The organism is Methylobacterium sp. BI1, assembly GCF_056680125.1.
In genome coordinates, this window is the sequence record NZ_CM155267.1 from 1,839,112 (window position 1) to 1,853,468 (window position 14,357).

Consider the following 14,357-nt stretch of genomic DNA (forward strand, 5'->3'; position numbering starts at 1 on the left):
TCGCCTGCGCTAGAGTGTTGCGGCCAGCGCGGCGAGCTGGTCGGCGCAGCGGCCCCAGCCGTCGTGAAAGCCCATGGCGGCGTGAGCCGCGCAATCGTCCGCCGACCAGTGCCGCACCTGCGCGGTGTAGCGAGTGACCTCGCCCTCCGGCGCAAAGGTGATGATGCCTGTGAAGAACGGCTTCGCCGACGGCTCCCAGGCCCGGACATAGGCGTCCGTGAAGACGATCCGGGCATTCTCGACCAGTTCGAGGTAGATTCCGGCGCTCGGAAATTCCGCGCCGTCCGGACCCCGCATGACGATCCGGGTCGCGCCGCCCGGCCGGAGGTCGGTCTCCGCCTCCGAGACCACGAACGGCGCGGGCGCGAACCAGAGCTTGATCAGATCCGGCTCGGTCCAACAGCGATAGAGAGCGGCGGGGGCCGCGGGGATGAGGCACGTGAGGACGAGGTCGCGTTCGGTCGGGTCGGTCATGGCAGCCATCCGCGTCAGGCGTTGCGGGGGAGCAGGCAGGTCAGCGCTTCTGCTGGTTCATGGCCCAGAGCACCCCGAAGGGGTCGCGCAGCTGGCCGTAGCGATCGCCCCAGAACATGTCGGCCGGCGGCATCACGGCGGTCGCGCCGGCCGCGACGGCATGGGCGTAGCGCCCATCGATGTCGTCCACCATCAGCATCAGGGCGAAGGCCTGGGGCGGCTGGAGCGAATGCCCGTGCTCGGGAAACGCGTCTCCCAGCATCAGCGACGCCCCGTTGACGTGGAGATGCACGTGCATCGTCCGGCCCTGATCGTCGACGGGCATCGCAGTGATGATCTCCGCTTCGAAAGCGCGGACGTAGAATTCCGCCGCCTTCATCGCGCCCGCCACCGTCAGGTATGGCACGAGCCCCCCCTTCACCGGGGCCGGTCCGTCCGGTTGATTCGCGCTGCTCATCATCAGGTTCTCCGCTCCGGCCGCAGACGCCCGCCCGATCCCGGCGTGCTTGCCCGCGACGATGGCTCGGCATCCCACAGGGCCGGTGGCAATTTTTCAAGCGGTCTTCTGCGTGACGCTCTGGAACGCGTTCACCGACCCATCGTCGCGAGCCGAAAACCGGGCCCTCACCACCCTAGACCGAAAGGCTTGACCCCGGGCGGCACCCATGCCTTTTACGGGCAACGGCACCCCCGACTCCGTAGCTCAGCTGGATAGAGCAGCCGCCTTCTAAGCGGCAGGTCGTTGGTTCGAGCCCAACCGGGGTCGCCACATCGCGTCCGTCCTCGCCGGGCCAGCACCGGCACTCAGGGGCGGCCTGCCGTTGGTCGTTCACCGCCCCGGTGAATCGCCGCCCCGGGCCCTCATCGCAGCCGACGAAACCAGTCCGCAAGACGCAAGTGCCGATGAAGCGCAGGATCGAGCTCGCCGCCCCGGATGTCTGTGACTTGATGCCCGATCCGATCGTCTCGCTGCGCTCGGCCTCGAGCGGCAGGTCCACAACAATGAGGGACTTGCCATGATCTCGCTCGTGATGCTGCCCGGTCTCCTCAATGACGCGGACTTGTTTCGGGATCAGGTCACGGCCCTCTCCGACATCGCGGCGTGCACGGTCGGCGACCTGACACGCGGCGGGACGCTCGAGGACCTTGCCGAGACCGTGCTGGCCGCGGCACCGGAGACCTTCGCCTTGGCGGGCTTCTCACTCGGCGGATACGTGGCGCAGGAGATCGTCCGGCGCGCTCCCGATCGGGTCAGTCGTCTCGCCCTCCTCGACACCTCGTTTCGGGCCGACGTGCCCGAGCGGCGCGCGAGTCGCAGCGCCCTCGACAAAGCCGCCCGCATCCCCGGCCGATTCCACGGCTTCGGCGATCGGTTGCTCGCGACCTATCTCGACCCGGCCCATCTCGACGAGGCCGACATCGTCGCGCGCATCCGGGGAATGACCGAACGGCTCGGGCCCGAAGTCTTCATTCGCCAGAATGCCATCGAACGGAAGGACGGAAGCGCGATCCTGCGCCGTTTCACCGGGCCTCTGCTTATCTTGTGCGGAGAGAGCGATGCCGTGACACCTCCGGAGGTTCACCGGGACATGGCCGCTCTGAATCCGGGCGCGCGTCTCGTGATCGTGCCGAAGGCCGGGCACATGACACCGATCGAGCAACCCCACGCGGTTTCACACGCTTTGAGGCTATGGCTCCTCGGCGACTGAGCTCGCAGCGTATCGAAATATCATGCAGCTATCGCCAGACGCGCACTCGACGATGGTGACTTTCGACGACGACGCAATGTCGACGGAGGGAGATTTGGAAGATCAGGGCGAATCCTTCCCGCAAATGTCTTTCGCTTCCGAAAACCGCGCGGTAACCTCAAACATCTCGACAGGGATGATCGGCGTGCGGAAACAACCGGAGTTTGCATGACGCGTCCACCCGACCGGACTGGTTTCGAGCGCAAGGCGATCGATCGCAGCGAAGCACCGGCGGTCGAGCTGCGCCGCACCGCGATCGTCGCCATGGTCCGCCAACGCGGTTTCGTGACCATCGAGGCCCTGGCGAACCATTTCGGCGTGACCGTCCAGACGATCCGACGCGACCTCAACGAACTCAGCGCTGACGGGCGACTGGAGCGATACCGGGGGGGAGGCGGCCTCCCCTCCAGCGTCGAGAACATCGACTACGCCGACCGCCGGACCACGCTGCTGTCGGAGAAGACGCGGATCGGCCGCCTGGCCGCGACCCACATCCCGTCGCACTGCTCGGTTTTCCTCAATATCGGCACCACGACCGAGGCGGTGGCCCGTGAACTCGTGCGCCACGACGACCTCAGCATCATCACCAACAACCTCAACGTCGCCATCGGCTTGGCGGCGTCGACCGCCTTTCGCATCGTCGTGGCCGGCGGCACCATGCGAAACCGCGACGGGGCGGTCCTTGGGCAACTCACCTGCGATACGCTCAGTCAATTCCGAGTCGACGTGGCCGTCATCGGAATCAGCGGCATCGACGCCGACGGGGCGTTGCTCGACTACGACTACGAGGAGGTGCGGGCGACGCAGACCATCCTCGCGCATGCCCGCCGGACCTTCCTCGTGGCAGACCATACCAAGTTCGCGCGCCGACCGATGGTCGAGGTGGGACGCCTCGAGCAGATCGATACGTTCTTCACGGATCGGCCGCCGCCGCCGGACATCGGCGCCCTGATGGAACGCCACGGGGTGAAACTCGAATTGACCGAAGACGAAGGCGCCTAGCGAAATCCATATTTTCGCTTGCGAAAATTCTGGAGTGAAGCAATATCCTGCCAGCCTTAGCGCAAGACGAGGGCTGGAGGAGAATCATGACGGCAGGATCGATCCCGCGGGCCGACGGCGCTCCCTACGATCTGCTCGTGATCGGCGGCGGCATTAACGGCACGGGTATCGCGCGCGATGCGGCCGGACGCGGCCTCTCGGTCCTGCTCTGCGAGCGGGGGGATCTCGCGGAATTCACTTCGTCGTCGAGCACGAAGCTGATCCATGGCGGGCTGCGCTATCTCGAATATTACGAGTTCCGCCTCGTGCGGGAGGCGCTCGCCGAACGGGAGCGCCTGCTGCGGCTGGCGCCGCACATCATCTGGCCCCTGCGCTTCGTGCTCCCGCACGACGAGGGCCTGCGCCCGGCCTGGATGCTGCGGATCGGCCTCTTCCTGTACGATCATCTCGCGCGCCTGCGCACGCTTCCGGGCTCGGAAATGGTTCGCTTGCGAACATCCCCGATGGGGACGCCTCTGCAGGATCGGCTCCAGAAGGGCTTCGTCTATTCAGATTGCTGGGTCGAGGACAGTCGCCTCGTCGTGCTCAACGCGATGGATGCCAGATCGCGGGGGGCCGAGATCCGGACGCGGACCGGGGTCGAGTCGGCGCGCCGCATCGATGGATCCTGGACCGCGACGCTTCGCGACGTCGAGACGGGACAGACCGAGAGCGTCCGGGCGAAGGCCGTCATCAATGCGGCCGGACCTTGGGTGAGCGAGACGCTGGGCACGACCCTCGGGGTCAACAGCCGCGCTGCGGTTCGCCTGATCAAGGGCAGCCACATCGTCGTGCCGAAGCTCTACGAGGGCGATCAGGCCTATATCCTGCAGCAGCCCGACAAGCGCATCATCTTCGCCATTCCCTACGAGCACGACTTCACCCTGATCGGCACCACCGACGTGCCCTACGAGCGCGAGCCGGGAAAGGTGACGATCTCGCCGGAGGAGACGCGTTATCTCTGCGACTGCATCAATCGCTCCTTCGCGAAGACGATCGAGCCGAAGGATGTGGTCTGGAGCTATTCCGGCGTGCGACCGCTCTACGACGATGCGGCGGCCAACGCCTCGGCGGTCACCCGAGACTACGTTCTCGACCTCGACGATGCCGGTGACCGGGCCCCGGCGCTTTCGGTCTTCGGCGGTAAGATCACGACCTACCGACGCCTCGCCGAGCACGCGATCGAGAAGATCGCGCCGCACTTCCCGGGGCTCATGAAAGCCTGGACCGCCGACGCGGTCCTGCCGGGCGGAGCGATGCCGGATGCGGATTTCGAGACCTTCCTGGCGCAGTTCCGCCGGGAGGCGCCCTTCCTCCCGGCCACGACCGCGCGGCGCCTCGCCCGTGCCTACGGGACGGAAGCGCGAAGCATCCTGAAAGGCGCCCGCAGTCTCGCGGACCTCGGAGAGGCCTTCGACGGCGGACTGACGGCGGCCGAAGTCGATTATCTCATTCGCACCGAGTGGGTCCGGTCCGCGGAGGACATCCTCTGGCGCCGCTCGAAGCTCGGCCTGCGCACGAGCCCGGACAGCGCCGCGCGTCTCGCCGCCTACGTCGCGCAGAAGGCCGAAGCGGCCTGAGGCCACCGATCCTTCATCCGCCGAAGCCGGCCCGAAGACCGGCCCGGGCATCTTCGACAAACCTTCAAAGGGAGGAGACAGACATGTCTCAGTATGTCGGCGCCATCGACCAGGGTACCACCAGCAGCCGTTTCATCGTCTTCGATCGCGAAGGGCGCATCATCTCCTGCAAGCAGCGGGAACACGCGCAGATCTACCCGCGGCCCGGCCATGTCGAGCACGATCCGATGGAGATCTGGCACAACACCCAGGCCGTCATGCAGGACGCCCTCGATGGCGCCGGTCTGACGCCGCAGGATCTGCTCTCGATCGGCATCACGAACCAGCGTGAGACCACCCTGATCTGGGATCGGCGCACGGGTGCCCCGCTGCACAATGCGCTGGTCTGGCAGGACACCCGAAACGATCGCCTGGTGACCGAATTTTCGCGCGACGGCGGCCGCGATCGCTTCCGGGCTCTCACCGGCCTGCCGCTGGCGAGCTACTTCTCGGGCCTGAAGCTGCGCTGGCTCCTCGACAACGTGGAAGGCGCTCGAGAGAAGGCGGAAGCCGGGGACGTGCTGTTCGGGAATATCGACACCTGGCTCGTCTGGAATCTCACCGGCGGCCCGGATGGCGGCCTCCACATCACAGACGTGACGAACGCCAGCCGCACGCAACTCATGTCCCTCGCGACGCTGGCCTGGGACGAGGGCATGCTTGCCACGTTCGGCATTCCACGCGCCATGCTGCCGGAGATCGTCTCGTCTTCCCAGGTCTACGGCGAGACCCGCGTGCCCTTCGCCGGGGTGCCGATCGCCGGCATCCTCGGTGACCAGCAGGCGGCCCTGTTCGGCCAGACCTGCTTCCAGCCGGGCGAGGCGAAGAACACCTACGGCACCGGCTGCTTCGCACTGATGAACACGGGCGAGACGCCGGTCCCCTCGACCTGCGGGCTCGTCACGACGCTGGCCTACAAGCTCGACGGCGCACCCGCGGTCTACGCGCTGGAAGGTTCCATCGCGATCACGGGCGCCCTCGTGCAGTGGCTGCGCGACAACCTGCACATGATCGAGGACAGTGCCGAGGTCGAGCGCCTCGCCACCACCGTGGAAGACAATGGCGGCGTCTACTTCGTGCCCGCCTTCTCGGGGCTCTACGCGCCGCACTGGAACGAGGGCGCCCGCGGCCTGATCATCGGCCTCACCCGCTATGCCAATCGCGGCCACATCGCCCGGGCCTGCCTGGAGGCGACGGCGTTCCAGACCCACGAAGTGCTCGAGGCGATGGAGAAGGATTCCGGTATCCCGGTGCGCGAGCTGCGCTCGGATGGCGGCATGGTCGCGAACGTGACCCTCATGCAGTTCCAGGCCGATATCCTCGACGTGCCGGTTGTGCGGCCGAAGGTGACGGAAACCACCGCCCTGGGCGCCGCCTACGCCGCCGGCCTCGCCACCGGCTACTGGAAAAGCACCGACGACCTCGTGCGCAACTGGGGAGTCGACCGGCGCTGGAAGCCGAACATGGACGCGACGCAGCGCCAGCGCATCACCGCGGCCTGGGGCCGAGCGGTGAAGCGCTCGTTCGACTGGGACATGCAGGACGACTGAGCCCGTCACGGCATCGATCATCTAAAGACAGAACAAGACTTCGGAGGACATGCCATGACCTCGCCGTTCCTGGGCGAACTTCTCGGCACGATGGTGCTGATCATCCTCGGCAACGGCGTCGTGGCCGGGGCACTCCTGCGCGGCTCGAAGGCGGAAGGCGCGGGCTGGATCGCGATCACGGCCGGCTGGGCCTTCGCTGTCCTGGCCGGGATCTTCGTCGCCACCGCGACGGGCAGCCCCGACGCGCACATCAACCCCGCGGTGACGATCGCGGCGGCGATCACCTCCGGGAGCGCGAGCAAGCTCCTCGTCTACGTGCCTGCGCAGGTGATCGGTGCCTTCCTGGGCGCAGCCGTCGTCTGGCTGCACTACCTGCCGCATTGGGCCGTCACGGAGGACCAGGGGGCGAAGCGGGCCTGCTTCTGCACCGATCCGGCGATCCGGAGCGCCGGCGCGAACTGGATGAGCGAGATCATCGGCACGTTCCTGCTGATCCTCATCATCAGCGCCCTGCTGTCGCGGACGGTGGGCGCAGCGGGCACCATCCCCACCGGCCTCGCACCCTACCTCGTCGGCATGGTGGTCTGGGGGATCGGCCTGTCTCTCGGCGGAACCACGGGCTACGCCATCAATCCGGCCCGAGACCTCGGGCCTCGCCTCGCGCACGCGATCCTCCCCATCGCCGGAAAGGGCGATTCGGACTGGGCCTATGCCCTGACCCCCGTGGCCGGCCCGGCCCTCGGTGCCGTCCTCGCCGCGCTCTTCATCCGGGTCATCGGCTTCTGAGCGCCATGCCTCGATCGTCGGTGAAGACCTGGACTTTCGGACTTCGCCCCTACCTTGAGGGCGAGGCCGCATCCCGGGCAATTCCCGTCGGCGACCGGCGTAAACAGGACGATGATCGCCCATGACGTCGACCATCCCGTCCGCGCAGACCATCACGCTCGCGGGCGTCGGGGGCGATCTCGGCGGCCGCATCGCACGGGCGTTGGTGGCGCAGGGTGCGGACGTCAGAGCCCTCGTGCGGGTCGGCATCGCACACCGGGATCTTCCGTCCGGCGTAACGCCAGTCGCCGTCGACTACGCGGATTCACGGTCGCTCGCGAGCGCCTGCGAGGGAGCCGCCTGTCTCGTCTCGGCCCTGAACGGCTTGGAGCCGGTCATCCTCGAAGCACAGGGCCGGCTGCTCAACGCTGCGGTCGCCGCCGGGGTCCCACGCATCATTCCTTCGGATTTCTCCCTCGACTTCACCCGCACACGGCCAGGCGACAACCGCAACCTCGACCTGCGCCGCCGCTTCATGGACCGGGTCGACCGTACACCGATCCGAGCGACCTCGATCCTCAACGGCGCGTTCGCGGACCTCCTCACGGGCGAGGCGCCGATCGTCCTGCAGAAGCCGCGGCGCATCCTCTACTGGGGCGATGCCGACCAGCCGCTGGATTTTACCGCAAAGGACGATGTCGCGCGCTACACGGCGGCGGTCGCCCTCGATCCGGATGCCCCCCGTATCCTGCGGATCGCCGGGGATACCGTGACGCCGCGCGCCCTGGCAGCCATCATGACGGACCTGACGGGTCGGCGGTACGGCCTCTGGCGGGCCGGCGGCCTCGACCGGCTCAGCCTGTTGATCCGGATCGTCCGCGCCGTGACGCCGACCGGCAACGCCGTATTCCCGGCCTGGCAGGGCATGCAGTACCTGCGCGACATGGCCAGCGGACGAGGCCGATTGATGCCCCTCGACAACGACCGTTACGGCCCGATGCCGTGGATCGATGCGCGGGCGACCCTCTCGGCCGGCGCCTGAGACCCTGACCGATACGCGGTAGCCTTAGGCGGAGTGGCGCTGGCCGATCACGAGGCGCAGGCCGGCCGGGCCGATGGACGATTCGGCAAGGATGGCGGCCGCCTTACGCTCGAGTTCCCCGCGCTGGAACGGCTTCTGAACGATGCGCTCGGCGCCGACCTCGCCCGCCTGCATCAATGCCGCGGTATCGGCGTATCCGGTGACGAACATCACGGGCAGATGCGGCCAGCGAAGGCGGATCTCGCAGGCTGCTTCGGCCCCGTTCATGCCCGGCATGGCGAAGTCCAGAACGATCAGGTCGACACACGCATCGGCTTCGAGGGCCGTGAGGGCAGCAAGGCCGGATCCCGCCTCGCGGATGCGATAGCCGTTCTCGGACAGGATGGACGTCGTGATTTCCCGCACCGCGCTATCGTCGTCCACCACGAGGACCACCGGACGATCTCCCGTCCGACGCTGCTCGGCGCAGTCGATCACTACCTTGGTCACCTCGCGGGCGGGGGAGGCGGGCTCCGCCCGTGGCAGGTAGATACGCACCGAAGTGCCTTCGCCGACACGGGTATCGATGCGAACGCCACCGCCCGATTGCTTCACGAAGCCGTAGACCTGCGCGAGGCCGAGGCCCGATCCCTTATCGACCGCCTTGGTGGTGAAGAACGGCTCGAAGACGCGGGCCAGGACCTCCGGCATGATTCCGGTGCCGGTATCGCTCACCGCCAGCATCACGTACTCGCCCGGCGCCGGCTCCTCCGGACGGGCAGGAGCCTGCGACAGGGTCACGTTCGCGGTCTCGATGGTGAGGCAGCCACCGACCGCCATGGCGTCGCGCGCATTGATCGCGAGGTTCAGGATCACGAGTTCAATCTGCGTCGCATCCACGAGGGCCGACCAGAGATCGGGTTGCAGCATCATCTCGATACGCACCGCACCGCCGATCGAGCTTTGCAGCAAGTCGCGCATGGACGCGACGGTCTGGTTCAGCTCCACCGGCGTCGGCTCGAGGCGCTGTCGGCGCGAGAAGGCGAGGAGTTGCGCCGTCAGGCGCGCACCGCGATCGGCGGCCCCGCGCATCATCTGAAGCCGGCGCTGAGACCGCTCGTCGGGGATGGCCCGTTCCAGAAATTCGATGTTGCCGGAGATCACCGTCAGCAGATTGTTGAAATCATGGGCGACGCCGCTGGTGAGCTGCCCCACGGCCTCCAGCCGCTGCGCCTGGCGGAGGGCCTCCTCGACACGTTCGCGCTCGGCGATCTGCCGGTGCAACTCGGCATTGGCAGCCGCGAGATCGCTCGTGCGCCCTTTGACACGGGCTTCCAGGGTCGCGTTGAGGTCGCGGAGCTCCTGGAGCGCGCGCTCGCGCTCGGCATGGGCGCGCGCCTCGGCGAGGGCGCGCATGATGGTCCGGGGCAAGCGGTCGAGGCGCTGCTTCGTCACGTAATCGGTGGCGCCTCGCTTCAGGGCTTCCACCGCCACATCCTCGCCGAGGGTGCCCGAGACGAAGACGAAGGGCGTGCCGGGGCATTGGGCTCGCGCGATGGCGAGGGCGCTGAGGCCGTCGAAGGTCGGCAAGACGTAGTCGGCGAGGATGAGGTGATGCCTGCAGGACGCAGCTGCGGCGGTGAAGTCCGGCGCGGTCATCACCCGGTCGATCGTATAGGGATGCCCGAGATCGTCGAGCACCGCACCGAGGAGCTCCGTATCGAGGTCGCTGTCTTCGAGAAGAAGGATTTTCAGGAGGGCCGGACTGAATTCGTCCTGCATCACCTGATCGGGCCTGGGCTGCGTCACGTGTTCGATGGCCAACCTCCTCCCCGATGCGGCGGCGGCTCGTTCAGCACCGCCCAGAACACGCCGAGATCCTGGATCGCCTCGAAGAATTCCGTGAACCCAACGGGCTTGACCACGAAAGCGTTCACCCCGAGGTCGTAGGACCGGACGAGGTCGGTCTCCTCTCGCGAAGAGGTCAGCATGACGACCGGGATCGCACGGGTCCGGACATCGCCCTTCACCTGCGCAAGGACCTCCAAGCCGTCGACCTTGGGCAGCTTGAGGTCGAGGAGGACGACGGCCGGGTCGCGCGCATCGCGGTCCGCGAATTCGCCGCGGCGGTAGAGGAAGTCGAGGGCCTCGGCGCCGTCACGGCAGATCACGATCTCATTGGCGAGTTGGCTCTTCTCAAGGGCGGCGAGGGTCAGCTCGATATCGTTCGGATTGTCCTCAACGAGGAGGATCGGCTTCAGATCGGGCATGGATCAGCGCGTTTCTCTGGGGTTCCGCGTCGATCGGGTTCGATTCGCGGCATTCGGATTGGGTACCGCCCTTGGCGTCGGCAGCGTGAAGTAGAAGGTCGCGCCCTGTCCCACGGCTCCCTCGGCCCAGGTTCGGCCGCCGTGGCGCTCGACAATGCGCCGGACATTCGCAAGGCCGATGCCGGTCCCCTCGAATTCTTCCACCCGGTGCAGGCGTTGGAAGACCCCGAACAGCTTGTCGACGTAAGCCATGTCGAACCCGACGCCGTTGTCGCGCACGAAGAAGACGGCCTGCTCCGCACCATCGTCCTCTTGTGCGCCCTCGAATTTCCGACCGTCGAGACGACCGATCTCGATGGTCGCCTCTGGCCGATCACGGGTGTACTTGATCGCGTTCGAGAGCAGGTTCTCAATGACGAGCCGCAGCATCACCGGATCGGCATTGACCCGTCCGAGCTGTCCGACGGTCCAGTGGATCGTCCGCTCGGGCGAGACCTCGCGCAGGACGGCGCGCCGGACCTCCTCGACCAGAGCGTTGAGATCGCCGGCGACCGGGTTCAGGGCATTGCGGCCCATCTGCGAGAAGCGCAGGAGGTTGTCGACCAGGGTGCCCGCCGAGAACGCCGCCTCGATGATCGTGTTGATGTAGTGCCGCCCCTTGTCGGACAGGCGGCTGCCCTCGCGCGAACGCAACAGCTCCGAATAGCCGACGATATGCCGAAAGGGCGCGCGGAGGTCGTGGCTGACCGAGTAGGAGAAGGCTTCCAGTTCCTTGTTTGAGCGCTGGAGTTCCTCGCTCAGCGAGGCGAGCTCCTCGGCGCGCCGCAGCACGATCCCAAGCACGGAGGCCCTCAGGTCCTTGACCGATTCGGTCTCGGCCCGCGTCCAGGGGAGGGCGCGGTTCTGCAGGGTCTCCTTCCAGATCTCGAAGGATTGCCGGGGGTGCAGGCGCTCCGGGCCGCCGGAGGGGTCGGGGATCGCCGCCTTGTGCGGGTCGCCGCCCCACTTCACCGTGCGCACCACCTCGGGTCGGAACCAGAGCACGTAACTGGCATACTTTTGCGAGATCGAGATCGCCAGCAGGCCGCTCGCCCGTTCGGCGAAGGCGCGCGCCGGCGGATAGTCTTCGCTCAGGGCGTCGGTGGCGACCAGGTCTGCGCCGCCGGGCCCGCTGGAGAGCCAATGGTAGATCGCCCGCACCTCGGATTCGCGCGGCGTCGCCCCGAGGAGCCGACAGGAATCCGAGGTGACCACCGCCGCTCCGGACGCATTGGCGAGGGCCAGGACGTCGTCGGGATGCTTCAGCAGACCGTCGAGGAAGTTCTCCTCCTCCGCCATGAAGCCGAGGAGCCGCGACTGGATCGCCCCGAGGCGCAGGCGCTGTTCGGCCTCCGCACCACGCTCCTTGGCGGCAAGTTGCAACGCGAAGATGCGCGTGAGGAAGTCGCAGGCGTTACGGGCCTGCAACGGAACCCGGCGGGGCTCGGCGTTGTGGCAGGAGATCAGTCCCCACAGCACGCCGTCGACCAGGATCGACACCGACATCGACGCCATGGTGCCCATGTTGCGCATGTACTCGACATGCACCGGGGAAACGCTGCGCAGGATCGACTGGCTGAGGTCGAGGGGCTCGGCGCCCTCCCCGGCCTGCCGCAGGATGGGGACCGGCCCGTATCCGGCATCGGGGATGATCCGCAGGCGGTTGCGCCGGTAGAGCTCCCGGGCCTGGGCCGGGATGTCGGATGCGGGAAAGCGGAGGTCGAGGTAGGAGGGCAGGGCGCCGTTGCCATCCTCGGCGATGACGGTGCCGTGCCAGTCCCGGTCGAACCGATAGACGAGGGCACGGTCGAAGCCGGTGATGTGGCGAATGTCGACGGCCACGAGATGGCACAGCTCGGCGACGGAAGCGGCGTCGTGCAGCCCCTCGACGAAGCGGCTCAGGCGCGGATAGAGCGCGTCGAGGCTGTGCTCGGAGGCGAAGGCGCTCGCGACCGCTTCGAATTCCAGGATGGTGAGCCCGCCCGAGCGATGGATCGCGAGGTCGTAGGCGCGGGCGCCCTCGGGGGTCTTCAGGGTGACGGTACGGAGGTACTGGGCGCCGTCGCGCTCCGGTTCCGTCGCACCCTCCAGCCGAAGGCCGGCCAGCTCCGGGAAAACCGCCCCGCAGGGTCGGCCGAAACAGGCCTCGACACCTCCGGGGACGTTCGCGCTCGCCTGGACGATCCGGCTGTCCGGGTCCCGGAGGGCGAGGAGGAAGCCGTGCGGCTGCAGGGTGCCGAGGCGGTGGATCGGCTCCCGGTCGCAGACGGTCAGCGCTTCGTCGGGCGGCAAGCCCGTGTCCAACCCCCGCGAATGCACCGTCAAAGCGTCCGCTCCCTCCCTGACCGTCCCCGTCATCCACGCCATATGCCGGCTGGTTACGCGGATCGGGCAGGCGGCGCAACGCGACCCGATGCGCAGCGGCCACAACAGACCGCGAGAACTCCCGCACCGCGTCGTATCCGGCAGGCCCCGCAATCGTCGGTCGCCTGCAATCATGATTCGACATCCCGGCTTCGGTCGACATCGCATCGCGACGCTCTAGCTTCCCAGTAGGATCGAACCCGTCCAACGCAGCCGGGTCGACGACAGGGGGGACGACATGGCGAAGCGCGAGCGCATGGAACCCACTCCGCCGGAGCTGATGACCCCGTGGCGCACCGAAGCCCGGGCGAGCCTCCAGGCCGAAGCGCGTGCCTTCGCGCGGGACGTCGTGATGCCGCTGGCGGACGACCTCGATCCGCAGAAGGCGGAGATGCCGCGAAGCCTCATCGACCAGATGGCCGCCAAGGGCTGGTTCGGCATCACCATTCCGGCCGAGCAGGGCGGCCTCGGCCTCGGCGTGTTCGAATACTGCCTCGTCTCCGAGGAACTCGCCCGGGCCTGGCTCTCCGTGGGCAGCATCCTGGCGCGGGGCCAGGGTCTCGGCACTCAGACCCTCGATCCGGAGCGGCGGAAGGCCCTCCTGGAGAAGTCCGCGAGGGGACAGTGGATCGGCGGCATCGCGCTCTCGGAGCCCACCGCCGGCTCGGACCTCGCGGGTGTGCAGACCCGGGCGGTACGCGAGGGCGACACCTGGGTGCTGACCGGAACCAAGCGCTGGGCGGGCTTCGCGAAGGCCGCCGACTTCGTCGAGGTCCTGGCCCGGACCCGCGATCCGGAGCCCGGCGAGCCACGGTCGGCGGGGCTCGAACCCTTTCTCGTGGTCAAGGAGCCCGGCACCTTTCCGCCCGGCATGACCGGCCGCGTCATCGACAAGATCGGCTATCACGGCTTCCTCACCTTCGAACTGGACCTCGATGGCGTCCGCGTGCCGGAGAGTGACCGCCTGACCGGCCTTTACGGCGACCAGGGCGCCGACGCGGATTCCGGCGGCTTCGCCTCGGTCCAGAGGGGGCTCAACATCGCGCGCGTGCACACGGCGGCGCGCGCGGTCGGGGTGGCCCGGGCGGCCCTGGAGGATTGCCAGGCCTACCTGCAGGAGCGCGAGCAGTTCGGTCACCCGATCGGCGACTTCCAGGCGCTGCGCTTCGCCCTGGCCGACATGGCGGCCGACGTCGCGCAGGCGCGCGCCTTCTGGAACCAGGTGGCCCACCTGCTCGATGCCGGCGAGCCGGCCGAGAGCGAGTCGGCGATGGTCAAGCTCGTGGCCACCGAGATGGCGGTGCGGGTCACGAACCAGGCGATGCAGCTTCACGGCGGCAACGGCTACACCACCGAGCGCCGGGTGGAGCGCTACTGGCGCGACGCACGTCTGACCACGATCTTCGAAGGGACGAGCGAGATCCAGCGTCGGATCATCAGCGACCGGATGCTGCCGAAACCCTGAC

12 protein-coding genes and 1 tRNA gene are annotated in these 14,357 nt (G+C 67.7%); 8 read left to right on the plus strand and 5 right to left on the minus strand.

The window, feature by feature from the left end:
- Nucleotides 1-9: 9 nt before the first annotated feature.
- Both AC1MGR_RS08665 and AC1MGR_RS08670 read right to left on the minus strand, forming a co-directional pair.
- Nucleotides 10-483: an SRPBCC family protein gene (locus AC1MGR_RS08665; protein ID WP_480234314.1), complete on the minus strand. Its 474-nt coding sequence runs from the start codon at nt 481-483 to the stop codon at nt 10-12.
- 31 nt (nt 484-514) lie between these two features.
- Nucleotides 515-931, minus strand: coding sequence for a VOC family protein (locus AC1MGR_RS08670; RefSeq protein ID WP_480234750.1), 417 nt, complete (start codon nt 929-931; stop codon nt 515-517).
- A gap of 235 nt (nt 932-1,166) precedes the next feature.
- On the opposite strand from AC1MGR_RS08670, the gene AC1MGR_RS08675 reads away from it, so the two are divergent.
- The 7 genes from AC1MGR_RS08675 (at nt 1,167) to AC1MGR_RS08705 (ending at nt 8,239) form a co-directional block, all read left to right on the plus strand.
- Nucleotides 1,167-1,243: transfer RNA gene (locus AC1MGR_RS08675), tRNA-Arg, on the plus strand.
- A gap of 262 nt (nt 1,244-1,505) precedes the next feature.
- Nucleotides 1,506-2,183, plus strand: a complete 678-nt coding sequence (locus tag AC1MGR_RS08680) for an alpha/beta fold hydrolase (RefSeq protein ID WP_480234315.1) — start codon at nt 1,506-1,508, stop codon at nt 2,181-2,183.
- Between the two features lie 207 nt (nt 2,184-2,390).
- Nucleotides 2,391-3,224: a DeoR/GlpR family DNA-binding transcription regulator gene (locus AC1MGR_RS08685; protein ID WP_480234316.1), complete on the plus strand. Its 834-nt coding sequence runs from the start codon at nt 2,391-2,393 to the stop codon at nt 3,222-3,224.
- An 86-nt stretch (nt 3,225-3,310) separates the two neighbouring features.
- Entirely contained in the window at nt 3,311-4,843 is a 1,533-nt protein-coding gene (glpD, locus tag AC1MGR_RS08690) for a glycerol-3-phosphate dehydrogenase (protein ID WP_480234317.1), read from the plus strand.
- 83 nt (nt 4,844-4,926) lie between these two features.
- Nucleotides 4,927-6,432 carry a glycerol kinase GlpK gene (glpK, locus tag AC1MGR_RS08695; RefSeq protein ID WP_480234318.1) on the plus strand — a complete coding sequence of 502 codons (1,506 nt, stop codon included), beginning with the start codon at nt 4,927-4,929 and terminating at the stop codon, nt 6,430-6,432.
- A 54-nt stretch (nt 6,433-6,486) separates the two neighbouring features.
- The gene (locus tag AC1MGR_RS08700) at nt 6,487-7,218 is read left to right on the plus strand and encodes an MIP/aquaporin family protein (protein WP_480234319.1); all 732 of its coding nucleotides are present in this window, start codon (nt 6,487-6,489) and stop codon (nt 7,216-7,218) included.
- A gap of 121 nt (nt 7,219-7,339) precedes the next feature.
- Nucleotides 7,340-8,239: an NmrA family NAD(P)-binding protein gene (locus tag AC1MGR_RS08705; protein ID WP_480234320.1), complete on the plus strand. Its 900-nt coding sequence runs from the start codon at nt 7,340-7,342 to the stop codon at nt 8,237-8,239.
- Nucleotides 8,240-8,263: 24 nt separating this feature from the next.
- Here AC1MGR_RS08705 and AC1MGR_RS08710 read toward each other — a convergent pair whose 3' ends face one another.
- The 3 genes from AC1MGR_RS08710 to AC1MGR_RS08720 are packed head-to-tail and all read right to left on the minus strand — an operon-like array spanning nt 8,264 to nt 12,885.
- Nucleotides 8,264-10,000 (minus strand): response regulator, encoded by a 1,737-nt coding sequence (locus AC1MGR_RS08710; protein ID WP_480234751.1) that lies wholly within the window; start codon nt 9,998-10,000, stop codon nt 8,264-8,266.
- 23 nt (nt 10,001-10,023) lie between these two features.
- Nucleotides 10,024-10,488: a response regulator gene (locus tag AC1MGR_RS08715; protein ID WP_108034663.1), complete on the minus strand. Its 465-nt coding sequence runs from the start codon at nt 10,486-10,488 to the stop codon at nt 10,024-10,026.
- A 3-nt stretch (nt 10,489-10,491) separates the two neighbouring features.
- Nucleotides 10,492-12,885, minus strand: a complete 2,394-nt coding sequence (locus AC1MGR_RS08720; protein ID WP_480234321.1) for an ATP-binding protein — start codon at nt 12,883-12,885, stop codon at nt 10,492-10,494.
- A 262-nt stretch (nt 12,886-13,147) separates the two neighbouring features.
- On the opposite strand from AC1MGR_RS08720, the gene AC1MGR_RS08725 reads away from it, so the two are divergent.
- Entirely contained in the window at nt 13,148-14,356 is a 1,209-nt protein-coding gene (locus tag AC1MGR_RS08725) for an acyl-CoA dehydrogenase family protein (protein ID WP_480234322.1), read from the plus strand.
- The last annotated feature ends 1 nt before the right edge of the window (nt 14,357 follow it).